This window comes from Paenibacillus nasutitermitis, assembly GCF_014641075.1.
Classification (GTDB): domain Bacteria; phylum Bacillota; class Bacilli; order Paenibacillales; family Paenibacillaceae; genus Paenibacillus_Z; species Paenibacillus_Z nasutitermitis.
The window spans coordinates 1,648,071-1,673,938 of record NZ_BMHP01000002.1; the positions used below are offsets into that span (position 1 = coordinate 1,648,071).

General features: G+C 51.4%; 21 protein-coding genes and 1 riboswitch. Of the genes, 10 read left to right on the forward strand and 11 right to left on the reverse strand.

Annotated elements, in window-relative coordinates:
• Positions 1–200: 200 nt before the first annotated feature.
• The 3 genes from IEY46_RS17690 (at position 201) to IEY46_RS17700 (ending at position 3,311) form a co-directional block, all read left to right on the forward strand.
• Positions 201–1,103, forward strand: coding sequence for a LysR family transcriptional regulator (locus tag IEY46_RS17690; RefSeq protein WP_188993257.1), 903 nt, complete (start codon positions 201–203; stop codon positions 1,101–1,103).
• Positions 1,104–1,117: 14 nt separating this feature from the next.
• Positions 1,118–1,927 carry a histidinol-phosphatase gene (locus tag IEY46_RS17695; RefSeq protein ID WP_188993258.1) on the forward strand — a complete coding sequence of 270 codons (810 nt, stop codon included), beginning with the start codon at positions 1,118–1,120 and terminating at the stop codon, positions 1,925–1,927.
• Between the two features lie 466 nt (positions 1,928–2,393).
• Positions 2,394–3,311 (forward strand): EamA family transporter, encoded by a 918-nt coding sequence (locus tag IEY46_RS17700; RefSeq protein ID WP_188993259.1) that lies wholly within the window; start codon positions 2,394–2,396, stop codon positions 3,309–3,311.
• Positions 3,312–3,344: 33 nt separating this feature from the next.
• On the opposite strand, the gene IEY46_RS17705 is transcribed toward IEY46_RS17700, so the two are convergent.
• Positions 3,345–4,181 (reverse strand): DUF695 domain-containing protein, encoded by an 837-nt coding sequence (locus tag IEY46_RS17705; protein ID WP_188993260.1) that lies wholly within the window; start codon positions 4,179–4,181, stop codon positions 3,345–3,347.
• Positions 4,182–4,456: 275 nt separating this feature from the next.
• On the opposite strand from IEY46_RS17705, the gene IEY46_RS17710 reads away from it, so the two are divergent.
• Positions 4,457–4,765: a winged helix-turn-helix transcriptional regulator gene (locus tag IEY46_RS17710; RefSeq protein ID WP_308422810.1), complete on the forward strand. Its 309-nt coding sequence runs from the start codon at positions 4,457–4,459 to the stop codon at positions 4,763–4,765.
• Positions 4,766–4,905: 140 nt separating this feature from the next.
• On the opposite strand, the gene IEY46_RS17715 is transcribed toward IEY46_RS17710, so the two are convergent.
• The 4 genes from IEY46_RS17715 to IEY46_RS17730 all read right to left on the reverse strand — a co-directional run bounded on the left by IEY46_RS17715 (position 4,906) and on the right by IEY46_RS17730 (position 9,405).
• Positions 4,906–6,015, reverse strand: a complete 1,110-nt coding sequence (locus IEY46_RS17715; protein ID WP_188993261.1) for a citrate/2-methylcitrate synthase — start codon at positions 6,013–6,015, stop codon at positions 4,906–4,908.
• Between the two features lie 170 nt (positions 6,016–6,185).
• The gene (sdhB, locus tag IEY46_RS17720) at positions 6,186–6,950 is read right to left on the reverse strand and encodes a succinate dehydrogenase iron-sulfur subunit (RefSeq protein WP_188993262.1); all 765 of its coding nucleotides are present in this window, start codon (positions 6,948–6,950) and stop codon (positions 6,186–6,188) included.
• Between the two features lie 15 nt (positions 6,951–6,965).
• Positions 6,966–8,708: a succinate dehydrogenase flavoprotein subunit gene (gene sdhA, locus IEY46_RS17725; protein WP_188993263.1), complete on the reverse strand. Its 1,743-nt coding sequence runs from the start codon at positions 8,706–8,708 to the stop codon at positions 6,966–6,968.
• 25 nt (positions 8,709–8,733) lie between these two features.
• Positions 8,734–9,405 carry a succinate dehydrogenase cytochrome b558 subunit gene (locus tag IEY46_RS17730; protein WP_188993264.1) on the reverse strand — a complete coding sequence of 224 codons (672 nt, stop codon included), beginning with the start codon at positions 9,403–9,405 and terminating at the stop codon, positions 8,734–8,736.
• 287 nt (positions 9,406–9,692) lie between these two features.
• On the opposite strand from IEY46_RS17730, the gene IEY46_RS17735 reads away from it, so the two are divergent.
• Complete coding sequence (locus IEY46_RS17735) at positions 9,693–10,595, forward strand: LysR family transcriptional regulator (protein ID WP_188993265.1); 903 nt, start codon at positions 9,693–9,695, stop codon at positions 10,593–10,595.
• 154 nt (positions 10,596–10,749) lie between these two features.
• On the opposite strand, the gene IEY46_RS17740 is transcribed toward IEY46_RS17735, so the two are convergent.
• Together IEY46_RS17740 and IEY46_RS17745 are read right to left on the reverse strand one after the other, a co-directional pair.
• Positions 10,750–11,412: a potassium channel family protein gene (locus IEY46_RS17740; RefSeq protein WP_188993266.1), complete on the reverse strand. Its 663-nt coding sequence runs from the start codon at positions 11,410–11,412 to the stop codon at positions 10,750–10,752.
• 13 nt (positions 11,413–11,425) lie between these two features.
• A complete protein-coding gene (locus IEY46_RS17745; RefSeq protein ID WP_229750344.1) occupies positions 11,426–12,778 on the reverse strand; it encodes a TrkH family potassium uptake protein in 1,353 nt (450 codons plus the stop codon).
• A gap of 76 nt (positions 12,779–12,854) precedes the next feature.
• A riboswitch (cyclic di-AMP (ydaO/yuaA leader) is annotated at positions 12,855–13,048 on the reverse strand.
• Between the two features lie 243 nt (positions 13,049–13,291).
• Here IEY46_RS17745 and IEY46_RS17750 point away from each other — a divergent pair.
• Complete coding sequence (locus IEY46_RS17750; protein ID WP_188993267.1) at positions 13,292–14,929, forward strand: CPBP family intramembrane glutamic endopeptidase; 1,638 nt, start codon at positions 13,292–13,294, stop codon at positions 14,927–14,929.
• Here IEY46_RS17750 and uvrC read toward each other — a convergent pair.
• The gene (uvrC, locus tag IEY46_RS17755; RefSeq protein ID WP_188993268.1) at positions 14,901–16,877 is read right to left on the reverse strand and encodes an excinuclease ABC subunit UvrC; all 1,977 of its coding nucleotides are present in this window, start codon (positions 16,875–16,877) and stop codon (positions 14,901–14,903) included. The genes IEY46_RS17750 and uvrC overlap by 29 nt on opposite strands.
• A 211-nt stretch (positions 16,878–17,088) precedes the next feature.
• On the opposite strand from uvrC, the gene IEY46_RS17760 reads away from it, so the two are divergent.
• The 4 genes from IEY46_RS17760 to rsgA all read left to right on the forward strand — a co-directional run bounded on the left by IEY46_RS17760 (position 17,089) and on the right by rsgA (position 21,914).
• Complete coding sequence (locus tag IEY46_RS17760) at positions 17,089–17,235, forward strand: YqzM family protein (RefSeq protein WP_188993269.1); 147 nt, start codon at positions 17,089–17,091, stop codon at positions 17,233–17,235.
• A 241-nt stretch (positions 17,236–17,476) separates the two neighbouring features.
• Positions 17,477–18,112: a TetR/AcrR family transcriptional regulator gene (locus IEY46_RS17765; RefSeq protein ID WP_188993270.1), complete on the forward strand. Its 636-nt coding sequence runs from the start codon at positions 17,477–17,479 to the stop codon at positions 18,110–18,112.
• Positions 18,113–18,207: 95 nt separating this feature from the next.
• Positions 18,208–20,439 (forward strand): MMPL family transporter, encoded by a 2,232-nt coding sequence (locus tag IEY46_RS17770; RefSeq protein WP_188993271.1) that lies wholly within the window; start codon positions 18,208–18,210, stop codon positions 20,437–20,439.
• 383 nt (positions 20,440–20,822) lie between these two features.
• Positions 20,823–21,914, forward strand: coding sequence for a ribosome small subunit-dependent GTPase A (gene rsgA, locus IEY46_RS17775; protein WP_188993272.1), 1,092 nt, complete (start codon positions 20,823–20,825; stop codon positions 21,912–21,914).
• 85 nt (positions 21,915–21,999) lie between these two features.
• Here rsgA and IEY46_RS17780 read toward each other — a convergent pair whose 3' ends face one another.
• From IEY46_RS17780 to IEY46_RS17790, 3 genes are read right to left on the reverse strand one after another with little or no spacing between them, the layout of a single operon-like run.
• Entirely contained in the window at positions 22,000–23,718 is a 1,719-nt protein-coding gene (locus IEY46_RS17780; RefSeq protein WP_188993273.1) for an ABC transporter ATP-binding protein, read from the reverse strand.
• A gap of 33 nt (positions 23,719–23,751) precedes the next feature.
• Positions 23,752–24,783 (reverse strand): FecCD family ABC transporter permease, encoded by a 1,032-nt coding sequence (locus IEY46_RS17785; protein WP_188993274.1) that lies wholly within the window; start codon positions 24,781–24,783, stop codon positions 23,752–23,754.
• On the reverse strand, positions 24,784–25,839 hold the full coding sequence (locus IEY46_RS17790; RefSeq protein WP_188993275.1) for a FecCD family ABC transporter permease: 1,056 nt from the start codon (positions 25,837–25,839) through the stop codon (positions 24,784–24,786).
• Positions 25,840–25,868: the final 29 nt, after the last annotated feature.

Below are 25,868 nucleotides of genomic sequence, written 5' to 3' on the forward strand. Positions count from 1 at the left end.
ATGGCCAACTGCAAGAGGCCCTCCTGTTCCTTACATTCGTGGGCGGCGCTTGTCTTGATTCAATCTTTTCGACAGCTTTCCTGCGAATCCTTCTTAAATTTTTTGCAAAGGCCTGCAGCGACCTTTTGCTGTATCCCCGCTTTTCCTTTATACTAATAGGATTAGTGATAAAATTCTTTAATCGATTAAGGAGGGTTTCCGTGAATATCAGCCAGCTTGAAACCTTGCTTACAATCTCAAAGACGATGAGCTTCCGCAAAGCCGGAGAATTGCTCAATTTAACGCAGCCGGCCGTATCCGCTCAGGTGAAAAGTCTGGAGGATGAATTCAAGACCGTGCTGATTGACCGGAACCAGCCCGTAACCTTGACCGACCGCGGACAAGTTTTCCTGGACCATGCGTCGCGTATATTATCCATTGTGGAGGAACTCAAGCAGAAGCTATCCGACCTGAACGAGACGCCACAAGGGCATATCACGCTCGGAACCACCTCATCGATTGCCATCCAGATTCTTCCCCGTGTTCTGTCTTATTTTCAGAACCAGTTTCCTTTGATCAAAACAACCATTCACTCCATGCCTTCCTCTCAGGTCATGGCGAGTGTGGAGAACGGCTCCGTGGATATCGGGATCACTTATTTGTCGGAACGAAATCCCAATGTCGAAACCTCCGTGCTTTATTACGATACGTACGATCTGGTCGTGTCTCCTGAACATCCGCTAAGCGGCTTGAAGCATATGCCGGTCGAAGCGCTTAAGGACATTCCGATGATCATGCTGTCGCCCGATACTCTCGGCAGACGTTTCCTCGATAAAATATTCCGCAAATTCAACATTGAGCCCAACATTGTTATGGAGCTGTCCAGCAGCGAAGAGGTCAAGCGTATGGTGGAAATCAATTTGGGAGCCGCTGTCGTATCCAAGCTGTCCATTGATAATGAGGTCAGGTTGGGCACATTAAAAAGAATTATCGTCAATGAGCTCGACATGAGCCATCCCGTTGGTGTTGTCTTTAAGTCCGGGCGTTACCTCAACTCGGCCATGCAGCAGTTTCTAAGCGACCTCAAAGGCATGCCCGAAGATCAATTTATCAGCAGCGAATAGGAGATGGATCAACAATGAAATTCGATTTGCATACCCATCACTTCAGATGCGGTCACGCCGACGGCGATATTGAATCCTATATCCAGGCCGGCATCAAAGTGGGACTTACCGTAATCGGTATTTCCGATCATTCCCCTTACTTTGCCAGCGAACATGATCAGCCCCAGCCGGGTATCGCCATGGGCAAAAGCCAGTTCCTCCATTACATCGATGAGGTTCTGCGGCTCAAAGCCAAATATGAAGGCAAAATCGATGTCCTGCTGGGAATGGAATCCGACTTTTATCCCGAATCCATCGACTTGTACCGCCGCATGTATGAGCCTCATCCCTTCGATTACATTATCGGCTCCGTTCATCATACGCGGGGGATCAGCATTTTTAACCGAACCCGCTGGAAAGGCATGTCCAAAAGCAAGAAAATCGAAGAGAAGCGCGAGTATTACAGCCAGATTGCGCAGTCGGCGAGCAGCGGCGTTTTTCAGGTGCTTGGACATATCGATGCGATGAAGGGTTATTATCCTGCCTTCTCCGATATCGAAGCTGCGGATGTCATCGACGAAACGCTGAAAATTATTGCGGATAACCAAGTATCCATCGAAATCAATACATCCGGTAAAACAAAGGATGTGGGCGGCTGGTACCCTTCGGATGCCATTCTGGAACGGGCTTTGCATTACGGGGTTCAGGTCACCTTCGGCTCGGATGCCCATGTGCCAAGCCGCGTCGGGGATGATTGGGAACTGGTACGCAGACAGTTGAAGGAAATCGGCTTTCGCGAATGGGTTTACTACAAGCAGAAACAACCTGTTGTAGTCCCACTTTAATCCGATTCCTTGTCTGACTTCGTTGTCAAAACTACCCTTATAATAAAGGTTTAAAAAGTTCGATTTTCAGCACCGAGAAGGTTGGATGAAGCTAGGGAATGAGTAGCGCAGCGTAGGCAAACCTACGTGAGCAACGGAAGTCCCGGCTGAATTCAAGATTCGACGCCGAGTCCGCTTCCTGAACAACTTCGTGATCAAAATTGGACGTTTTGAGTTACCTTTACAAAAAAAGTGGACCTGCCAGCGGCAGGTCCCATGTTATATATATAAGTAAAAGGGGGTCTTGTTTATTATAATAGCCCATGAATGTAAAAGGACGATAACAGAATCATTTCATTTGTGTAACAAATGATTAGGGGTGGATGACATCCGATTATCACTCTCTGCACATGCCAAAGGGCAGGAAAAGCAACTTACTCAATCGGTCCGATTGTACAAGCATTTCTCAAAAAAAGGATGATTCTTCATGTGGTTTGCAGCTGCAGTAGGCAGTGCGCTATTGTTTGGACTTGCGGGCTGGTGGATGAAAGTTTCCCAGATGCGCAGCGGTTCGTCCAATTATCTGCTATTGGGGTTATATCTCTCCGGTACGGCCGGCTTTGGCGTACATGCGGCGCTGGAACATTCGCTGGCCGTTTCTTTGACGGATGTCCGGGTGTGGATGGCGGGGTTGCTCATTGGCGCGGGCTCCGCGCTGGGCAATGTATTATTCATGAAAGCACTGGAATACGGTCCGGCCAGTCTGACCTCTCCCTTGACCAATATGAATATTGTGCTTGTGATCGCTCTTGGCACCTTTGTTTACCATGAGCCGCTGGGCACCATGGAGTTCATCGGGGTTGTCCTGCTGCTGGCCGCTGTCGTTCTGGTATCAATCCGCGGCAGGGAGAAGCTGTCCATCACACAAAATAAATGGTATCTCTATGTGGGTTTGAGCATCATCCTGTTTGCCATACGTAACGGAGGGCTCAAGGTTACCGGGGACTGGGGGCTGTCAAGTGCGCCTGTATTATTTGTCTCCTATGCGATATCCATTCTTTGGTTCGCCTATGCCGCCCTTATGGACCACAAGCGATTGGCGTCAGGCGGCGCTGCATCCGTACCTGCGGATGCTGCATCCGTGGAGCGCAGCGCAGCAGCTTCAAACCCGACCCGGACAGGTCTGCTCTTAGGCCTGCTGGCCGGCTTATTCTCTTATGGCGGGCTGCAGCTTTATGCGGTCGCGCTGCAAACCGGACAAGCCAACATCGCCGGGCCCATATTTGCTGCCAACAGTCTTGTTGTCGCCGCCGGCTCGATTGTATTGTACCGGGAACGGCTGACGGTATTGCAGTGGGCCGCTTTCATCCTCATGATTGCGGGACTGGTGCTGATCCGGGCATAATTTGCCCATAACCGTGCATGCACCCAGATCTTCTTATTGACGGTGCGAATCGCTTTTCTTGAATATTAATGCTTGCAGGGAGTCAATAAACTTGCGTATTTGAAATCTCATGCGCTTTACCGTCGTCAGTTTCATGACGGAGCCCCAGCCGTCATAACGCCCTCCATTGCCAGACATGAGCCTGTAGAGCTCCCGGACCCGGTCGTTGACCGTATCGAGTCGGACATCCTCGTATTTGCTGATGACCAGCGGATAAGGAAACCCATTATCGGGACTGCCCTCCTTCTCCCGCTCGATCCGGTAGCCGAGCTCTTCCAGCATCGTTTCCATCTCCCGTCTGTCCTCGTCTTCACGAAATAACAGCCAATGGTAAACATGCCTGGGCTCGCGGATATTATCGCCTTTATGGATTAGCGCATAAATCATCTGGGCGTTGTGTACAAACAATTCCTCCAGCGGGTCGGGAAGAATGTACAAATAGAACGCCCACTCCGGATCCGGCTTGATATAATGCTGGGCTCTGTATTCCCAATTCTCCTTCATCCAGGCGCTGATCACACCGCTATTGATGCGGTCCTTCCGCGAATAATAATAAAATTCAAGCCGGGTCGACACATTGATTCTCCCGACATATATAGCATCCGCCGTTTCTTTGAGCCACTGCTCAAGCTTGCCTTCCAGAATCTCCAGCTGCTTGATAAATTCGCTCTTTGAGCGATTTTGTGCCCGGACAGGATATAAGTTTATCGTTATTGAAAGCAGTTCGTCGAATTCGGCCAATGGAGCGAGTTTTTTATAGCCCGTATTGACTAATACACGCATCTGCTCCGATTCTGACCGGCGTTCATAAAATCCCCAGTTGTCTGTCATACGGCAGCACCTCTATATTTGAATTGACATAAAATGAGTTCAGCTCTTAGCCTATCCCCCATTATAACGGTTTTCTGTCGTTAACAATGTAGTTTTACAGCTATCTTTGATTTATTTAACGCCCGCGTGGCATATAGAATCAATTCGTGCTATAGTAATACTAACCTAACTATAGTTGGTATTCATTATATAGCAAATGAAAACGGATTGAAAACCTGCTGCCTTTTAAAACCGTCATGTGCTACAATGGAACTAGCAAAGAGGGGTGATTAACGGTGGATTATTCCAAAATGTGCCCGAAATATGAGCATGCCGCAGAACTGTTGGGGAAGAAATGGACGGGTATGATCATTCGTGTTTTATTGGGCGGACCAAAACGCTTTAAGGCCATTAAAGAGCAAATCCCGGAAATGAGCGATAAAATGCTGACCGACCGGATGAAAGAGCTTGAACATTGCCAGATTATTAAACGTAACGTTTACCCGGAGATGCCTGTCCGGATTGAATATGAACTAACCGAAAAAGGACGCGGTCTTGAACCCGTTATCCAATCGATTCAGGATTGGGGAGAAGATTGGTGCTGAAGCTGCCCGGAAACCGGACAGCTTTTTTTAATACAACCTTGCCACAGAAATATCCGAATAGAACAAGCCAATATTGTATACGTTCTGATATTTGATCAAAAGGCATGCGGCCGTCAGGAAGACCTGGCGCTTGCCTTTATTTATTCGGAAGGAAGGGAGCCCAGATAATTCGACTGGGGACGGAATATCCGGTTATTTTCAGATTGCTCCAGAATATGAGCCGTCCATCCAACCACCCTTGCAGCTGTGAACGTAGGCGTAAACAGCATAATCGGCATGTGTACGGAACGCATGAGCGCCGCAGCGTAAAACTCGACATTAGTAAATAATTGTCGGCCTGGTTTATATTCCGCCAGCAGCCGGATTGCCGCTTGTTCGGTGTGTATGGCCAGATCGAACCATTTATCTTCGCCAGCGAGTGCCTGTGTGACCTCCCTGAGCGCTTCCGCTCTGGGGTCACGTGTCTTGTAGATGCGGTGCCCGAACCCCATCAATCGTTCCCCATTCTCCAGCATTTCGCGCATGACTGGCTCTGCTTGCTCCTTGGACCCGATTTTCTCTAACAGTGTGATAACACCGGAGGGAGCTCCGCCATGCAGCGGACCTTTCATGGCACCCATTGCGGCGCCTACAGCGGAATACATATCCGATTCCGTGGAGCTGACTACGCGCGCGGCGAAAGTCGATGCATTAAGCCCATGTTCCATAGCCAGGATCATATAAGCATTCAACACACGGGTATGAGCCTCCGAGGCAGGATGACCGAACAAGGCATGCAGATAATAAGCTGCGTGTTCCTGCTGCTCATCTGCCTGTACAGGCCAATGTGTACCTGAAATCTGATGATACCGGTATGCAATTATCGTCGGCAGCATCGCCGTAATCCGAATCGCCTCATGAAATCGGGGCGGCCAAGCGGAGCTCTCCTCCCCCGGATTGGACGCAGCAACCGCGGACATCACCGCGCTCATTAAGGGAACCTGACTGGGGATGGCATCCAGCAGCGTCTTGAGCGCCGGCGTGAGTCTTCTGCCTTCAGCAAGCTGTTCCCGGCAAGCTTTCAATTCTGATGCATCCGGAAGGCGGCCCTTCCATAGCAGCCAGGCTGCTTCTTCAAAGGAATGATGAAGGGCCAGCTCTTTCGCCCAATGTCCCCTGTATACCAATTTCCCCTCAGAGCCGTTTACATAGCTGAGAAAGGTATCCGCAGCGATAACGCCTTCCAAACCGGTTACACCTGCTTGCTTCACGCCGTTTTCCCCCTTTATTGAGTATCTCACGATAAATCCAGCTTATCAGGAATATCCGATAAATTAAACAACAACAAATTAATCGTCTATATAAATATAATTTATCAATTCTACAAAAAAAGCACACATGACCGTTGAGGTCCATGTGTGCCAAATGTATGCGGGGCTATTTAGAAACCGAGCCATTGTTTAAACAATTGTTTGGTCGTATCTTTATTGATAGCCGCAATGGATGTCGTAAGCGGAATTCCTTTCGGGCAGGCGCGAACACAGTTCTGCGAGTTGCCGCAGCCTTCGATACCGCCATCCTCCATCAAGGTTTCCAGGCGTTCCGCCTGGTTCATTTCGCCGGTCGGATGCGCATTGAACAACCGCACTTGGGAAATTGCCGCAGGTCCGATAAAGCTGTTGCGGTCATTGACGTTCGGACAAGCTTCGAGACAAACACCGCAGGTCATGCACTTGGAGAGCTCATAAGCCCATTGACGCTTGGTTTCCGCCATACGCGGGCCAGGCCCCAGGTCATAAGTGCCGTCAATTGGAATCCAGGCCTTAACCCGTTTGAGCGCATTAAACATCCGCTCGCGGTTGATTACCAAATCCCGCACAACCGGGAAAGTGCTCATTGGAGCGAGTGAAATAGGCTGCTCCAGCTTGTCGATCAGGGCACTGCACGCTTGGCGCGGCTTGCCGTTGATAACCATGGAGCATGCGCCGCACACTTCCTCCAGACAGTTGGAATCCCAACATACCGGAGCTGTATCTTGTCCATCCTGCTTCTTCGGATTACGCTGAATTTCCATTAACGCACTGATAACATTCATATTCGGGCGATATGGAATTTCAAAATGCTCTGTGTAAGGCTGAGAATCCGGAGAATCCTGACGCGTGATGTTCAGCTTTACTGTTTTGGCTGCCACAGTCGTTTCCGCCATTGTTTATTCTCCTTTCTATTTTTCCTTCGAGTAATCGCGTTTGCGCGGTTTGATGAGAGAAACGTCCACATCTTCATAAGAAATCGTCGGACCTTCAGCCGACCAGGTTGCTTTGGTCGTCTTCAGGTAATCGTCGTTGCGGTCCGGGAATTCCGGTTTATAATGCGCGCCGCGGCTCTCATTGCGCATAAGCGCGCCCAATGTCATCGCCTCGGACAGCTCCAGCATATTCCACAGCTGACGGGTAAACGCCACACCGGCATTGTTCCAGCGCGAAGTGTCATTGATATTGATATTGTTGTAGCGTACCTTCAGTTCCTTGATCTTCGCAATCGTCTCTTCAAGCTTCTTGTTGAAACGGACGACAGTCATATTGTTGGTCATCCACTCGCCGAGTTCCTTATGCAGCACATAAGCATTCTCGGTTCCATTCATGGCCAGGATGTTTTCATATTTGTCGGTTTGTCGCTTCTTCTCGCGGTCGTATACGGTCGATGAAATATCTTCCGACGATTTTTTCAGGCCTTTGATATATTCCACGACTTTCGGACCGGTAATCATCCCGCCGTAAATCGCCGATAAGAGTGAATTCGCCCCCAGGCGGTTCGCGCCATGATATTGATATTCGCATTCCCCGCAAGCAAACAGGCCGGGAATGTTCGTCATCTGGTTAAAGTCCACCCATAGTCCGCCCATCGAATAATGAACGGCCGGGAATATTTTCATCGGAATTTTACGCGGGTCATCGCCCATGAATTTCTCGTAAATTTCAATGATGCCGCCCAGCTTGACATCAAGCTCCTTGGGATCTTTATGGGACAAATCAAGGTAAACCATGTTCTCGCCATTGATACCCAGCTTCTCGTCCACACAGACATGGAAGATTTCCCGGGTCGCAATATCTCGCGGAACCAGGTTGCCGTAAGCAGGATATTTCTCTTCAAGGAAATACCATGGCTTGCCGTCTTTATAGGTCCAGATCCGGCCGCCTTCGCCGCGGGCCGATTCCGACATCAGGCGCAGCTTGTCGTCGCCCGGAATAGCAGTCGGATGAATCTGGATAAATTCGCCGTTGGCGTAATGAACGCCCTGCTGATAAACGGCGCTTGCCGCCGTACCGGTATTGATAACCGAGTTGGTCGTTTTGCCGAAAATAATACCAGGACCTCCGGAAGCCAGAATAACCGCATCTGCAGCTATCGTATGCACTTCCATGGTACGCAGGTCCTGAGCGGATATGCCGCGGCATACGCCGTCATCATCCAGGATGGCGCCCATAAACTCCCAATGCTCGTATTTCGTGACCAGACCTGCTGTTTCCCAGCGGCGCACTTGCTCGTCCAGTGCATACAGCAGCTGCTGGCCGGTCGTAGCACCCGCAAAAGCGGTGCGGTGGTACTGCGTGCCGCCAAAACGGCGGAAGTCAAGCAGTCCTTCCGGGGTTCTGTTGAACATAACGCCCATACGGTCCATCAGATGAATAATCCCGGGCGCAGCATCGCACATCGCTTTGACAGGCGGTTGATTCGCGAGGAAGTCGCCGCCATATACCGTGTCGTCAAAATGCTCCCAGGTGGAATCGCCCTCGCCTTTCGTATTCACGGCGCCGTTAATGCCGCCCTGCGCGCATACGGAGTGAGACCGTTTTACCGGAACAACGGAGAAGAGGTCGACATGAAGACCTGCTTCCGCCGCTTTAATTGTAGCCATCAGGCCGGCAAGTCCGCCGCCGACGACAATTACTTTATTTTTAGCCATTTCGATTCGCTCCTTATCCTAAAACCTAAACGAGATTCGTCACAAATGAAGCAAGGGAAGCCGCTTCCTTGAACTCATCCCCACGGAAGGAGAAGAGCGACAAGAGGAACAACAGCGACACGATAACGAATACGCCGATCATAATATTAGAGGAAATACGCTGCGCACGCGGTCCCACCGTGATGCCCCAGCTCACAAGAAAAGCCCACAATCCATTACTGAAGTGGAATGTAGCCGAAACAACGCCGATGATATACAAAATCAGATAGAAGCTGTTGTTCGTAATATCGTGCATCAGTCCACCCAACTCTTCATGCGTCACTGCGCCGATCATAACCTGATAACGAGTTTGGTACAAATGCCAGAAGACAAAGATAAACGTAATAACCCCCGATATCCGTTGTGCCGCAAACGCCCAGTTGCGTCCATACTTAAACTGACCGGTATTGATATTGGACTGATACGCAACATAAAGGCCATACACGCCATGGAACAGCAGAGGCAGCCAAATGCCGAAGAGCTCCAGGAAGAAAACCAGAGGCAAGTCATTCAGAAACTTGACACTGTCCTTAAAACCTTGCGGCCCGCCCTCGTATGCTGCATAATTGGTCAGCATATGTTCAATGAAGAACAGTCCGAGCGGAATCACCCCGAGCAAGGAGTGAATCTTGCGCGATAAATACGAATTACCTTTCATAACGTGTGCGTTCTCCTTTCAAAACTGTGGGTTGCAAACATTCGCCAAACTTCGCCAAAATCATTCTCCATTGTAACCCCCGACCCCATGAGCGTCAACAATTAGTATGACACATTTTATTCACAGTTCACATGATACTCCTTTTTCGCTTATAATGGAATTGCTTATTATTCATTAAAACTTATAACCAATACACATATGTAATCATCGGCTTCAAAATAAAGGTTTCGGGTGGCCATTAAGCAAACCGGGCAACATGAATATCTTTAAAGGAAAGGAATGAGATCATGCTCGATGAACTGTATGTTTTTTCGATCATTGTGGAGCAATCCAGCATGAATAAAGCTTCTGCAGCACTCAATCTGTCCCAGCCAGCCCTGTCGCGTAAAATCGCCAAGCTGGAACAGGATTTGGGAGTTGAGCTTTTCCGGCGCGTCGGAAAGAGACTCGAGCTGACCCGCATTGGCCGGCTGACCTACGATTATGCGATCGAGACCCGCCAGCAGCATCGGCGTTTTCTGAAAATGCTTGCCGAATACAAAACGGCTGGACGGTCGGCTCTGACCATCGGCGCGAGCCTGACCACGCTTCAGACGACGCTGCCGGATCTGATTCAGGCATTGACGGAACAAAGCCCGGACCTCGACATCAAAGCCATAACCGGAAAAACCCATGAAATCGTGTCGCTTGTGCGCGACCGCAAAGCGGATCTGGGCATCGTCGCATCCCAAATTGACGATCCCGGCCTGCGCTGCGTGCCCCTGTTCGAGGACCATCTGGTGCTGGTGCTGCCCCGCAATCATTTTGTGATGGACAAAGGCGAGACGGTCATCGGCGATTTGAACGGATTGCCGATGATTCTTTTCTCCAAGGGCACCTGGTACCGCATACTGACCGATGAATTATTCGAAAAATATCATCTTCTGCCGGATGTCCGAATGGAAATCGATTCTTTCGAGGCCATCCTGCGCCTGCTTCATACTTGCCGTTCCGGAACCCTTCTGCCAAAATCCTATCTGCGCGAACAGATGCTGGACGATAATGATCTGATCAGCATCACCATCCGTGAGCTCAAGGAATCCAGACGGACCACCTCGCTGATTCATGCCGAGACCGACAGCTTGACTCCTGCCGTGCGACTGTGGATCGATGAGATCGCCACTCTTTACAAGCCGCGGAGAAATGGATGAGAGTGCCTACCATCCTGCAATAAATACAGGAGAGGGCAGCTATATCACCCTCTCCTTATTCTTTGCCATTTTCCGTTTCTGAATCCGCTACGAAATGCGATAATATCGGCCTGCTTTATGCCCGTTCCAATGCCGCCGTTCTGTCAACTGCCTATTAACGGGTAACGGACGCCTCGAATTGTTCTATCTGGTGATTGGTGCCGATCACCACCATTACATCCTTCTCTGTCAGGACATCGCCCGCCGATGGGGCGATGATGATACCTTTGGGCTTGTTGATAGCCACTATGCTGCAGCCGAATTTAGCTCTGGGATTCAGAGCCTGCAAGGAGACGCCATCCAGGCATTTAGGAACGGAAAGCTCGGCAATGGTATAGTCCTTTGACAGCTCGATATAGTCAAGCAAATTAGGCGAAACCAGCTGATGGGCAACTCGGATTCCCATATCCCGCTCCGGATACACGACACGGTCGACGCCGATTTTCTCCAATACTCTTCCGTGCAGCTCGCTCATCGCTTTAGCTACCACTTTTTTTACGCCCAGGTCCTTAAGCAGTATTGTCGTCAGGATGCTTGCCTGAATATCGTCCCCGATGGCAACGACGCCGCAATCAAAGTTACGGACGCCAAGCGACCGGAGCACCTCCTCGTCCGTTGATTCCGCTACGACGGCATGGGTCAGCAGCTGGCTCATATCCTGAACGGCTTCTTCGTCCTTATCTATGCCAAGCACTTCATATCCAAGCTGCACTAATTCCTTTGACAGACTCGACCCGAAACGGCCCAGTCCGATAATGACGAACTGATGATTCTTCATCACGAATTTTCCCCTATCCAATAATGATTTTGCCTTCCGGATGACGATACAGTTCCTTCTCGGCCCGCGGCCCGAGCGCGTACGCGAGGGTCAGAGGTCCCAGCCTCCCCGCAAACATAGTAAAGCAGATGATGATTTTGCCGGCTGTCGAGAGCTGCGGCGTAATGCCAAGGGTGAGACCAACTGTACCGAAGGCGGATGTGGTCTCGAAGAGAACCTTCAGAAAAGCCATATCCTCAATCGTGGACAGCACCATGGTGACAACGATGACAAGCACAAGTGACATCAACGTAATCGTTAAGGCTTTGAAGATTCGCTCGCGGGCAAGCCGGAAGCGGAACAGGACAATATCTTCCCGGCCCCGGATCATCGCAATCACCGCGACGACCAGTGTCGCAAAGGTGGTTGTCTTAATTCCGCCTCCGGTAGAGCCCGGAGATGCGCCGATAAACATCAGGATTATCGTAAAGAATTGCGTGGCTTGCCTCAAGGAGCTCATGTCAAGCGTATTGGCACCCGCCGTACGCGGAGTTACCGATTGGAAGAAGGATGCCAGAATTTTACCGCTCCAGTCCAGGGATCCCAACGTTTTGCTATTTGTGAATTCAAATATAAAAACGATTACGGTGCCGAATATAATCAGAAAGCCCGTCATCGAAAGTACGACCTTAGAGTGCAGCGAGAGCTTCCTGATGCTTCGAAAATCAAACAGATCCGACAAAACAACAAATCCGATTCCACCTGTAATAATGAGCATCATGGAGACAAGGTTGATTAAGGGGTCATCAACATATTGCGTCAGGCTTGCAAAAGGAACCCCAAACTGGCCGAACAAATCGAGGCCTGCATTATTAAAGAATGAAACGGCATGAAAAATGCCAAAATAAACTGCCTTTCCAATCGGCATGTCATACGACCAGCGGATCGTAAACAGCACGGCTCCGACGAGCTCGATCGACAAGGAGAACAGCAGCACCTTCCGGATTAACCGGACGATCCCTTCCATACTGGTCTGGTTCATCGCCTCCTGGAGAATCAGCCGTTCCCGCAGGGAAATACGCTTCCGCAGAACAAGCGCGAACAAGGTGGCCATGGTCATGAAGCCCAGACCGCCCAATTGAACCAGCGTCATAATGATCAGCTGTCCGGCCACCGAATAATGGAGACCTGTATCCACGGTGACCAGTCCCGTCACGCAGGTAGCCGTCGTCGCAGTAAAAACGGCGTCAACAAACGGGGTCGGCACGCCCTGCCGCGAAGCGAAAGGCATGGACAGAAGGAATCCTCCAAGCAAAATAATAAGGGCAAAGCCCGTTACCAGGATACGGGGGGGCGACCATTTGGATAGATTAAAAATAGAAGGCACAATAATACTTTCCCACCCCTCTTGGCTGTTTAGGCGCACAAAAAAAGCACTGGAAGCCCAAGTGCCGATGCGTTTGAGTCCTGTTCTACGAAGCCTGCGAGGTTAGCTGACGGATTCGGGCCTGAACAGCAGCCCTATTCACAAGCAGTCAATCTGCCTGAAGAAATTCACCCCGGGCTGTCCTTCATGATCTCGCACAAACACGGCGATTTCTTGTGGACAGCATTATGGTTCCCCCGTTTTCATTTCGAAATTCGGCTTGTCATATGCAATTGATTCACATTATACGGGCATCGATCCGGAAACAACAACTGACAATTAAGGAGGAAAGGAACCGATTTCAGCCAAAATAGTCATCCGTTGTGCCCAAATCGCAATGTCTTATGCATTATTGCCCATTTACCTCGTCCGCAAAACGTAAACGGGAGCAATCGCATGGATAATTCCGAGACAACTATGATAATGTAGATGTATGCGGTTAATTGCTTGTATATTAAGATCAGAGGTGCAAACATGAATAGTTATCAACTGCGTCCCAACTGGAGAGCGTATGCCTGGCTGGGCGCCATCGGAATTGTGATTTATTTGCTTGTACAAGTGGTACCGCAAACCTCGGAGTCTTTCTTCGACACAAACAACAAGAAAGTCATTGCCAAAAATGAAGCGGAGCGCATTGCGGAGGATTTTGCCGTCCAGCAGTTCAAGCAGCTGCCTGAGAGCACCCACGCGGTTCATCAGTCCGACACCATGCTCTATGGTTATCTTTCCAAAGAAAAACTGGTCGATGCTTATGACAAGAAGTACGACAGCCGCTTCCCGACCGATACCTTCCAGACGATGGCAGCCATGCCGGACGGCAGTACGATATTTATCTACGTACATATGCAGAATGGCAAGATCCTCGCCTGGAACCAATATAAACAACGGCATACAACTGTACCGCAGCCCAATGAAGCCACCGATGCCGCATTTAAATTCGCTGTTTCCCAGGGATTTAAGGCGGAGGAGCTTACGCTGTTCAAGACGGATCAGAAACAGGGAAAAGTCTGGTACACGGTAAGCGGCGCTGTCATGAAGGAAGCGCAGCTAATGCTGGAGCTGAGAACCGGCAAGACCGACACCGGAGAACTTGTCATAAACGAATACAAACCCGGCTTCACCGTTCCGGGAAGCTATAAGTCTTATGTAAAAGCCCAACAGGATCTTGCCTCCATCTTATCCTTACTAGGGAGCATCCTGCTTTCTTTTGTACTATTTATCCTGGCGATTGTCTATGCCGCTCTATACCGCAAGCATTCCTCGTTTAAACGCGGCGTTGTGCTGAGTTTGCTGTTCCTGGGCATGTATCTGGCGAATGATTTCAACCTGATGGACGGTCTGATCGCCAGTTCCGGCGAAGATCCCAATGCGCTTGCTTATGCCGCGATCAATGTGGGCATTACCTGCATCGTCACGATTATCATGGGGTTGGCCGTCTATTTCTCATTGGTAGGCGGCGATGGCTTATGGAACGCCATGGGCCGGCGCATGTGGCCGCGAATGAGCGAGCCGGGTTATGGCGATCACGTATGGCGCAGCATGTGGCTTGGTTATTTGATTGCGTTTATGCTGCTGGGACTGCAGACGGTCATTTTCATCCTGCTGGTGAATGTTACCGGCGCATGGTCCACGACAGATGTCACACAGTCTCCGTACAACCTGGGTGTGCTATGGATCTTCCCGATGCTTGCCTGGTGCGCGGCCATATCGGAGGAAGCGGTCTATCGGTTTTTCGCGATTGGGATTTTCAAGAAATGGTTCAACAACACTTTCGTCGCTTCTCTGATTCCAACCGTCATTTGGGCGCTGGGGCATGTCACCTACCCGATCTTTCCATCGACCACCCGGCTGCTTGAATTGACCGTTCTGGGGCTGATCTTCAGCTTCATGTTCCTCCGGTTCGGATTTATGACCGTCGTATTCGCCCATGCCATATTCGACAGCATCATGATGGCCCTCTCGCTTATCTTTACAGGGTCGCCGGGCAACATCCTGATGGGGATCATCTATATTCTTCTGCCGATTCCGATTGCCTGGTTGCTTCGCTACCTGCATAGAAAGAAAAAAGGGACGGAGCCGTTTGTCACGGTTCCTCCCTCAACGCTTCAATAATTTGTGCGGCGAGCTTCTCGCCGATGGACAGGGGCCGGAAATCTTCAATTCCGGCTTCTTTAATTTTTTTGATCGAGCCGAAATGCTTAAGCAAAAGCTTGCGCCGTTTCTCGCCTATTCCGGGAATGGCATCCAGCCTGGAGGCCACCATCGACTTGCCGCGCTGTTCCCTGTGGAAGGATATGGCGAAGCGGTGGACCTCGTCCTGGATTCGCTGAAGCAGATAAAATTCCTGGCTGTCGCGGGGCAGCGGCACGATTTCCGCAGGATCGCCCATCATCAGCTGGGCTGTCTTATGCTTGATATCCTTCACCAGCCCGCATACCGGTACGTAGAGCCCCAGCTCATTCTCCAGCACATCAAGCGCGGCCGATATCTGGCCTTTGCCTCCGTCAATAACAATAAGGTCGGGAAGCTGCAGGCCTTCTTTAAGCACCCGTTCGTACCGCCGTCTGACAACCTCGCGCATCGTTTCGTAATCATCCGGGCCCTGAACCGTCTTCACCTTGTACTTGCGGTATTCCTTCTTGTCAGGCTTCCCGTCCGTAAAGACGATCATCGCCGAAACCGGATCGGTACCCTGGATGTTCGAGTTGTCAAACGCTTCGATGCGGCGCAGCTCCGCAAGCCCCAGCGCGGCAGCGAGCCCCTCCGATGCTTTCACCGTCCGCTGCTCATCCCGCTCAATCAGGCGGAATTTCTCATCCAGGGTTACCCTGGCGTTATTAACCGCCATGGCGACAACGTCGCGCTTGCGTCCGCGCCGTGGGACGAAGACCTTGACCTTGAGCCATTTCTGCAGTGCAGAACCCACCTCATCGGCCGCAGATCCCGGCAGCGGATCATCGCCTTCCTTATGATCCGCCGCTTGCTCTTCAGCAACAGCCTGGAGCTTTCCTGTCTCATCCTCCGCTTCCCCTGTAGCCGGATCCGGCAGCACGGGAGAAGGTGTCTTGCCCTGAACCGTCTCATCCGGCTCCGGCAGGAAAATTTCCTTGGGCAGTGCCGGATTATCGCTGTAGTACTGGGTAACGAAGGTCATAAAATCATCATAAGCTTCCCCGTAATAGGGAAAACTCGTTGCTCTGCGTTCAATCAATTTCCCCTGCCTCATGTACATGATTTGCACGCACATCCAGCCTTTATCGGTGGCATAGCCGAACACATCACGGTCCATCGCGTCGGCAAGCGTAATCTTCTGCTTCTCCATCACGGCATCGATCGCCACCAGCTGGTCGCGGAATTCCTTGGCCCGCTCAAACTCAAGCGCCTCCGCCGCCGCTGCCATCTTGCCCTGAAGCGACTTCTTCACTTCATCGTGGCCACCGTTGAGAAAACGGGATATTTCCTGAACCATCGTCTCGTAGGTTCCCGGAGCGACATCATATTCGCAAGGAGCGATGCATTGGCCCAGATGGTAATACAAACACACTTTGTCCGGCAGCGTGTTGCATTTGCGCAGCGGATAAAGCCTGTCAAGCAGCTTCTTCGTTTCTTGCGCGGCATAAGCATTGGGGTAAGGCCCAAAATATTTCCCTTTGTCCTTGACGACCCGCCGCGTCACTTCAAGCTTGGGATGTTTCTCATTCGTAATTTTAATATAAGGAAAGGTTTTGTCATCCTTGAGCAGCACATTATAACGGGGATGATACTGCTTGATCAAGTTGCATTCCAGGATGAGAGCCTCCATATTGCTGGAGGTCACAATATATTCAAAATCGCGGATTTCCGATACGAGCTTCTGCGTCTTTCCATCGTGGCTGCCATTGAAATACGAGCGGACACGATTTTTGAGAACTTTCGCCTTGCCTACATAAATGATCGTACCGTCGGCATTTTTCATTAAATAACAACCGGACTGATCCGGCAGCAGCGCAAGCTTGCTGCGGATACGTTCATCCGCCAGCCGGCGTTCCAAAGCCGCCTCGATATTCCATTGTTCTTCCATCGACGTACTCCTCCCGGACCTGTGTTCACATTTCTATTGTAGCACATCTGTTCCCCCGATGCGGCTATGTAAATACCGCCATGAACCTTTCCTGAGCGTAACAGCTGCAAGTTGCCTCACAATTGTCACGAACAGCGCCTTTACAATTATTCTGAATGTTGGGTATACTAAGGGGAGCATTCGTCGCCCTTCAAGGAGGTAGTTTAACGCAATGGAAAATGTCAGAGATCCGCGCGATCATGTGAACGAGGAACCCCGTGATGACTTCATGGATACAGCTATTGGTTTTGCCGGATTTTTCGGCGTATTGACCCTTATCTTCATCATTGCGGTTGTTATTAAACTCATGATTTCGTAAATGGTAAGGCTCCATTCCGGTTTTTCCCGGTATGGGGCCTTTTTACTGTGCGCTGGACCTTTTTCCTTCAAATTCGATGCCTCCCTTTCCTCCTGTCCCTTTCGTTGATTACGGACTTCCGTTACCTGAAGAATCCCTCTTTCCAGCTGGTTGACAGCACAACCCAACAACGCATATTATCTTATCAAGTGATAAGTCAATTCATACTTATAACAGACACGAACGAAAGGAAATGCACCTCATGACCAGCCATAAAGCAAACCAACTGCAGGAAACGCGGAAAATGATCATCAAAACAGCTAAAAAACTGTTTATGGAATCCGGCTATCGCGCTGTTTCGACAAGGCAAATTGCCGATGCATGCGGTCTGACGCAGCCTGCGCTGTATCACCATTTTGCAGACAAGCAGTCGCTTTATGTGGAGGTCATGCGTACGGTTTGCGAAGGCACGCAGAAAGCCCTCGAAAGAATTATTAAACGGGAGCAGGCCATATCCGAATGCCTGTATCAGATTGTCTATTACATGATTGTGAACCATCCCGACGATTTGAGCACCATGTTTCATGATATCCGGCAGGAAATGAGCCCGGAATCGCAGCAGTTGATTCAGAAGTGCTGGTTTCAAGCTTATATGGCCCCGGTTATCTCGGTGTTTGAAGCCGGTCAGAAGGATGGCCGACTGCGGGATTCCGGTCAATTCGGCATTGATCCCGTCATGTCCGCCCGGCTGCTGCTGGGACTGATCAACCAATCGCTGATGGTATCTCCGGTACCGAATGCAAACACCCGCTTGCCCGAGAAAAAAGGCTGGGATCAAAGCGCCCGAATGCTGGTCAACCTGATGCTGCACGGACTTGCCGAACCGGGCAAACCATAAGCCTGCCCGGTCCCACCGGCAGGTTTCATGATGTCCATCACTTATCAATTGATAAGGAACACTGTCGCTGACTAGAACATAAAGGAGATGAAGAAATGGCTGGATCAAGGATCGAAAAACTGGCGCAAGGCTTTGGGGGAAATAAAGGAAAGTGGATCACGCTCTTTGTCTGGATCGGGGTAGTCGCCTTAATGAATGTTTTTTTACCGCAGGCGAGCGAGCAAAAAAATGAGACTCTGGGCAACTTTGGTACCGATAAACCATCCGTGCAGGCGGAGCAAATCATCGAGGAGCAGTTCCCATCCGGATCGGGCGTACCTGCGCTGCTCACCTGGTATCGCGAAGCGGGAATTACCGACGAGGATCTCGCTAATATCCAGGCTCTGTCCAAACAGCTGACCGAGCAGCCAGTGGACTCACAGGATAGTACGGTTCCGTTTGACAAAATGCCTCTTCCAGCGTTGAAGCAGCAGGTATCCGAGGATGGCACAACTTTCGTGCAGCCGGTATTGTTCCAGAAAGGGGCCAGCTCCAAGGAATTCAAGACGGGCCTTGAGCAAATTGAAGAAAAGGTAAACGGCATCTTCCCGGACAACCCCTTCGAAGCCGGTATTAAAGGCTCGGACGCGCTGGCTGTACGCGCCTCGGGACCTGTCGGTATTGCAGTGGACGCCAATGGATTATTCAGCAATGCAGATGTCTCGCTGCTGATTGCAACGGTGTCGCTTGTTCTCGTATTTCTTCTGCTTATCTACCGCTCCCCTGTTCTTGCGCTGATTCCTCTGATCGCAGTCGGATTTGCTTATGGAGCGATTACCCCTCTTCTGGGATGGATGGCGCAGCAGGGATGGATCGATTACGATTCGCAGGCTTTGAGCATCATGACCGTTCTGCTGTTCGGTGCCGGGACGGATTATTGCCTGTTCCTGATCGCCCGCTTCCGCAGCGAGCTTAAGGAAGTGGAGAATAAGCTTACGGCGCTTAAGCTGGCATTCAGCGGATCGTCAGGAGCCATCGCCATGAGCGGTCTGACGGTCGTATTCTCCCTGCTTGTTCTGCTGCTTGCCCAATTTGGCAGCATCCAGCGCTTTGCTGTCCCGTTCAGTCTGGCGATTCTCATTATGATGATTGCGAGCCTGACCTTGGTTCCCGCTTTTCTGGGCATCTTCGGTAGAGTCTCCTTCTTCCCGTTCGTGCCCCGCACAGAGGCTATGGAAATCGAACGCGCCAGAAAGAAAGGCAAACCGGCACCCGTCTTCAAGCATAAGCCGACAATTGGCGACCGCCTGGGGGACCGTGTTGTCCGCAAGCCATGGACGATTACAATCGTCACCACCATTCTGATGGTAATCTGCGTGTTGTTCGCCACGCAGATCAAATATACCTTTGATACATTATCGTCGTTTCCGGCTAGTTCGCCTTCAAGGGAAGGATTTACTCTGATCGCCGACCATTTTAATCCGGGGGAGCTGGCTCCCGTCCAGGTTGTCGTCCAAACAGAGAATAAGGCTTCGGGTCTTAAGGAAACGCTGGCTTCTCTGGATTTCGTCAGAAATGTTGCGGACCCTGTCAAAGGGACTTCGGATCCCGGTCTGCTCAAATTCGAGGTTCAGTTGGATCATAATCCGTATTCCAACGAGGCGGTTGACCGTATTCCTGTCATTCGCAGCACGGTGGAAGAGGCGCTTAAAGTCGCATCGATTTCCGATGCCGCAGATAAAGTTTGGATTGGCGGACAGACTGCCGATCAATTCGATACGCGCCAAACGACAAGCGACGATGCCAAAATCATCATTCCCGTTATTGTGGTGCTGATTGCGCTGCTGCTGCTGATTTATCTGCGCTCGCTAATCGCCATGCTGTATCTGATTGCCACTGTCCTGCTGTCGTATTACAGCGCCCTTGGATTGGGCTGGATCGTCCTGCATTACGGATTCGGGGTCGAAGCGATTCAAGGATTGATTCCGCTCTATTCATTCGTATTTATCGTTGCACTTGGCGAGGATTACAACATCTTCATGATCTCAAGCATCTGGAAAAAAAGCCGTACCATGCCTTTGGCTCTTGCGGTTAAGGACGGCGTTTCCCATACCAGCTCGGTTATTACCTCTGCGGGACTCATTCTGGCCGGTACTTTCGCCGTGCTGGCTACCCTGCCGATCCAGGTTCTTGTGCAATTCGGGACGGTGACGGCAATAGGCGTCTTGCTCGATACCTTTGTCGTCCGGCCGTTCCTGGTTCCGGCCCTGACCGTTATTTTCGGGAAATGGGCCTTCTGGCCGGGCAAAATCAAGCAGGAACAGGCTGGCTCGCGCAGCAACGCTTGACAAAAGGTTCGATTCCCCTCTACAATGACAATTACAGATTAAGGAAGGAGGCTGATGTATTATGGTGACGGCTATCGTAAGAACATTCCAAACTGTATATGCATCAGTCTCTACGGATACTTAACAAGCTGACAGCAAGCGATAAGAACCGGATGATCATCTGGTTTTTGTTGCTATAGAATCAGAGCCCATCATGCTCTGACTTACATGCGCTGGCAGCCGTATTCTTCAAGAAAGGGCCCGGAAGCTTTGCCGGACTGTCCCCTCCTGAAGAAAAGTATATAAACCGCTGGAGACTCGTATGTCTCTGGCGGTTTTTTTTGCGTTTCTATTCACTGAAGCCCCACCGTGGTCCCATCCCATTATAAAGGAGCATACCTAATTTGAATCTGAACGAAAATGAGTATTTACAGCTATTCGGCTGGAATGAGTCATGGAGAACCCTATTTCTGGCCAGCGGTTACGAAGGGCTGATTCCGGCGAGAATCATTGCGCAGTTCGCCAATCAGTACCGCGTGATTACGAGCCACGGGGAGTGCCAGGCTGCAGTAAGCGGTAAATTTATGTTTGAGGCGGCCACACGAAGCGATTATCCCGGTGTAGGCGATTGGACGGCTGTCCAGCCCTTGCCTGGTGAGAGCCGCGTCATTATTCAGGCTGTCCTCCCCCGCAAGTCCATGATGCTGCGCAGAGCGGCGGGGACCATTCCCGAGGAGCAGGTGATCGGTGCCAATATCGACACACTGCTGATAGTCAGCGCCTTGAACGAAGATTTCAATATTCGCAAAATTGAGCGGTATTTGATTGCCGCTTGGGAAAGCGGCGCTGTTCCGGTCGTTCTGCTGACCAAAGCCGATTTATGCGCGGAGGTGCAGGATCGGATCGCGGCGGTCGAAGCGGCAGCTCCCGGAGTAGCCGTTCATGCGGTCAGCGCCTTGCAGGATCAGGGAAGGGAGGCTCTTTCCGCCTATCTGCAGCCGGGCCACACTGCGGCGCTGACCGGTTCTTCCGGTGTAGGCAAGTCCACCCTCCTGAATTGGCTGGCAGGCGGCGACCTTCAGCGCGTCCAGGAAATCCGCGAGGATGATGCCCGCGGCCGCCACACCACAACCCACCGGGAATTATTCCCCCTTCCCTGCGGAGCAGTCATGCTGGATACTCCGGGTATGCGGGAGCTCCAGCTGTGGGAAGCGGGGGACGGACGGCAGGAAGCATTCGCGGATATTGAAGCGGCTGCGTCGGCATGCCGTTACCGGGATTGCCGCCACGAGGGCGAAGATGGTTGCGCGGTAAAGCAGGCGATCGCTGATGGAGGACTTGATCCTCTCCGACTGGCCAGCTACCGCAAAACCGGACGCGAGCTTCGGCATATAGCCCGCAAGGAACAGCAGCTGAGCAATCGAAATAAAAAAAGCGCCGGAAAAAGATCCGACGCCTACTATAACCGCAATAAACATAAGAGAGCGGAAGACTAAGTGATGCCCGACTTCAGTATTCAGCCGGGCCGAGAGCTTGGCCACCCGGCTCCGGCTCGACAGAAGCCGCGCTGCCATGCCGCAATCAGATATTCCCGAACTGAGCCTTGTGCAATCGGCTGTAAACGCCGCCGGCTGTCACGAGCTCCTGATGGCGGCCCTGCTCGCTGATGCCTTCTTCCGTGACCACAACGATGCGGTCCGCATTCTTGATCGTCGCCAGACGGTGGGCGATTACAAGCGTAGTTCGGCCTTGCGACAGCTCGGCCAGCGCCTGCTGAATGGCCACCTCCGTCTCCGTGTCCAGTGCGGATGTCGCTTCATCGAGAATTAAGATCGGCGGGTTTTTGAGGAACATCCGGGCGATCGCCAGACGCTGCTTCTGGCCGCCGGACAGCTTGACTCCCCGTTCCCCGATCATCGTGTCCAGCCCGTCAGGCTGGGAACGGATCAGCTCTTCCAGCTTGGCGCGTCTGGCCGCTTGCCAGACTTCCTCTTCGGTAGCGCCAAGCTTGCCATATGCGATGTTGTCGCGGATCGATCCATTAAACAGGAATACATCCTGCTGAACGATCCCGATCTGTTTACGCAAGGAGGCGAGCGTCATATTGCGGATATCGATACCGTCTATGCTGATGCCGCCCGACTCGATTTCATAGAAACGCGGGAGGAGGCTGCAGAGCGTCGTTTTACCGGCGCCTGAAGGCCCGACGAAGGCGATGGTTTCTCCCGCATTCATGCTCAAATCAATATTTTGCAGCACCTTGGCTTCGTTCTCATAGCCGAATGTAACCTTGTTGAACCGAATCTCGCCGCGCAGATGCTGGACATCAACCGCACCAGGGGTGTCCGCCACATCCGGTGCGGTTTCCAGAATCTCAATATACCGCTTGAAGCCGGCAATGCCTTTGGGATATGTCTCAATGACGGAATTGATTTTCTGGATAGGACTCAGGAAAACATTGGAAAGCAGCAGAAAGGCGATAAATTCTCCGTAAGAAAGCTGATTATGCAGCACGAACCAGGTACCGCAGATCATGACGAACAACGAAACCAACCGCATCAGCAAATAGCTGATGGAGGAGTTTTTGGCCATGATTTTGTAGGAAAGCAGCTTTGTCAGCCGGTAACGCCCATTATTGACAGCGAATTGCTCCTTCTCATACTCTTCATTGGCAAACGCTTGAACGACGCGGATACCGCCGACATTATCTTCTACCCGTGCATTGAAATCAGCTATATCCGAGAACATCTGGCGGAAAGCCGAGGTCATTTTGCGGTTGAAGTAGACAGCCAGATAAATCATCAGCGGTACGAGAATACAGGTCAGCACGGCGAGCTTCCAGTTGATCAGCATCATCATCACGAAGGCGCCGATCAAAGTCATGACCGCAATGAAAATATCCTCCGGCCCATGATGCGCCACTTCGCCGATTTCATTGAGATCATTGGTAATGCGCGACATCAGGTGACCGGTCTTGTTATTGTCGAAGAACCGGAAGGAGAGCTTCTGGATATGATTAAACAGCTGCCTGCGCATATCGGTCTCGATGTTGATGCCCAGTTTATGGCCCCAATAAGTCACAATATACTGCAGCCCGGTGTTCAGGCAGTAGATGAACAGCAGGCCGAAACAGGCCAGCACGATCAGCGACCAGTCTCCGCTCGGCAGCAATTTATCAATAAACTGGTTTACCACAAGCGGAAACCCAAGCTCCAGCAAGCCGGCAATAACCGCACAGGTAAAATCAAGAATAAACAATCCTTTATATGGCCGATAGTATGAAAAAAAGCGACGCAACATTTCATTCTCTCCTCGTTTCTTCCGTTAAATAAGCTATGCTTTGGACCGGGCCAGCAAGTATAGAAAATAAGGAGCTCCTATGACAGCGACCACGATGCCCGTCGGTATTTCCGAAGGCTGAAGGATAATACGGGCTAACGTATCGGCTACAATAAGCAGCAGCGCGCCTGCAAGCGCAGATGTCGGAAGCAGCAGCTGATGTTTGGGACCAACAAGCCGCCGCGCCAGATGTGGGCCTACAAGTCCCACAAATCCGATCCCGCCGCTCACCGCTACGCAGGAGCCTGCAAGACCTACAGCCACAGCAAGCAGCACAACACGATCCTTCTCGATCGGCAAGCCCAGACCGGTAGCCGTCTGATCCCCCAGGTTCAACACGTTGAGAACTCTGGCCTTGTAAATGGCAAAAGGAAGGAGCACCACAATCCACGGGAGCAGAGCAAGCACGAACTTCCAATTGGAGCCCCAGATGCTGCCTGCCATCCAGGTTGCGACAAACTGGTAATTCTCCGGATTAAGCCGGAGCGTGAGTACGATCATCGCTGCGCTGATCCCGGCAGCAACCGCAATTCCCACCAGCAATAGACGCGTGGGCGAGATGCCCTCATGTCGTTTGTAAGCCAGCATATAGATCAAGGCGGCGGTCATCCCTGCCCCTAACAAAGCAAGAAAGGGCAGCAAAAATACGGGAGCAGCCGCTGTGCTCGGAAAAAATGAGATAAACAGCATCACCATCAGCCCCGCCCCGGCATTGATTCCCAGAATCCCGGGATCCGCCAGCGCATTGCGCGATAATCCCTGCAGGATACAGCCGGACACGGCAAGTCCCATGCCGACCAGAATGGAGATGACGATGCGGGGAAGGCGGAATTCAAAAAGAATCAGGCTTTGCTTGGCATCCCCTGCGCCAATCAAGGTATTGAACACCTGCGCGGGTGACAGGCGCGTATATCCTGTATTCATACTAATAATAAAAGCGGTGATTATCAATATACCAAAGATCATTAATACGGTAAGCCCGCGCACATTGCGCGCCCGTTCTCCAAGCTCTCGCACAGATTTCATCTACAGCGTCCTCCTCTCTCTTCTCGCCAGATAGAGGAAGAAGGGAACGCCGATCAAAGCAATCAGGGCGCCGATTGGAGTCTCATAAGGCGGATTGATCATCCGCGCGGCAATATCCGCAAGCACGATTAGCAAGCTCCCGAGCACGGCCGAGCAGGGAATGATCCACCGGTAATCGACGCCAACCAGATAACGGGTCAGATGAGGAATAATCAATCCAACAAAACCGACGGCACCTACCGCAGAGACGGCAGCCCCCGCCAATACAAGCACAACAGCCATAGCGGCGAATTTCACCAGCCGTGTCCGCTGACCCAGGCTGGTGGCTATTTCCTCGCCGAGACTGAGAAGGGTAATGGATCTCGACAGCATAAAGGCACCGGTCATAGCGGTTGCAATCCAGGGCAACATCACTTTAATTTGCGCCCATTTCGTTCCGGCCACCCCTCCCGCATACCAGAAAGCCAGATCCTGTCCGATTCGGAAATAAAGCGCGATCCCTTCGCTCAATGCAAGAAGCAGTGCCGAGACGGCAGCGCCGGCCAGGGCGAGTCTGACCGGTGTCAGCCCGTTCTTCGCCAGGGAACCAACACCAAACACAAGCAATGCTCCAAGGCCCGCTCCCAGGAAGGAATAGAGGATCAGGCTCATGTACGACAGCCCCGGAAAGAAAGCAAAGCATAGAGCCAGCGCAAAGCCCGCTCCGGCGTTCAGGCCAAGCAGCCCCGAATCAGCCAGCGGGTTGCGGGTCATGCCCTGCATAATCGCTCCGGCCACTGCAAAACAGGCACCCACCATAGCCCCCGCAATCGCGCGCGGCAGCCGCAGCTCCTTGATAATCTGATGAGGGGTCAGATCAGGATTGAAATGAAAGATGGCATCCCATACGGTAGCAAGCTTAATATCAACGGCCCCGACGGAGATGGAAGTAGCCAGACTGAAAGCCAGTGCGGCAAGCCCTGCGATTAGAATCACGGAAGCCGCCAGCGGTCTGGTCCGCAGCCTGATTTCAGAGGATTGGTGTGTATTTGATTCGTTATTTGTTGAATTTGCCATTACAGATCCGCATACTCCTTTAGAGGTTG